Origin of the sequence: Nonomuraea recticatena (assembly GCF_039533245.1) — a bacterium.
Classification (GTDB): domain Bacteria; phylum Actinomycetota; class Actinomycetes; order Streptosporangiales; family Streptosporangiaceae; genus Nonomuraea; species Nonomuraea roseola.
This window is the reverse complement of the sequence record NZ_BAAATE010000200.1, coordinates 1-528: the sequence shown is the minus strand read 5'-3', so window position 1 is coordinate 528 and position 528 is coordinate 1. Positions and strand designations below refer to the sequence as shown.

Sequence of the window (528 nt, the reverse complement as noted above, 5' to 3'; positions counted from 1 at the left end):
GATCTTCACGGGTGCACCTCTCGGTTGCCGGTCGGCTGGCGAGCACGGCTGGGCGCAGAGGTGCCACTACGGAGAGGGCAGCGCTCACCCAACCGGGAAAACGGCTGCTGGGCTGAACCGTCCGCAACCTCACCGTAACCGACCGTCCGGTTGGTGCAACTCGCACACGGGTGGCATGACGCACGGTTGCGATCATCGCTGGACGGGGTAACCCGCGCGCACCACACGGAGGGAGCGACGCATGACCAGCGCAGGCATGACCGCCGCCGAACTGCACACCTCGATCGCCACCGCAGCCGAGGCCGGGGTGGTGGTCGACGGCGCCGAGGCGGGCGAGCTGCCCATCGGCCTGCCCGCGCACCTTGGCGGCCGGGGCGGCGGGTGGGCGCCCGAGGACCTCTACGCCGCGGCCCTCGCCTCCTGCCTGCACCAGACCGTCGTGCGGATGGCCGCGAGCGGCGGGCACAGCACCACCGGCAGCTCGGTGAGCGCGGCCGTCGGGCTGCGGCACGACGGCGCCGAGCGGCA

1 protein-coding gene is annotated in these 528 nt (G+C 73.1%); it reads left to right on the top strand.

Going from position 1 to position 528, the window contains the following annotated elements; all coding sequences use genetic code 11:
- Positions 1–241 precede the first annotated feature (241 nt).
- Positions 242–528 (top strand): hypothetical protein (locus ABFX50_RS51145; protein ID WP_428834751.1); only part of this gene is annotated, 287 nt, incomplete at its 3' end.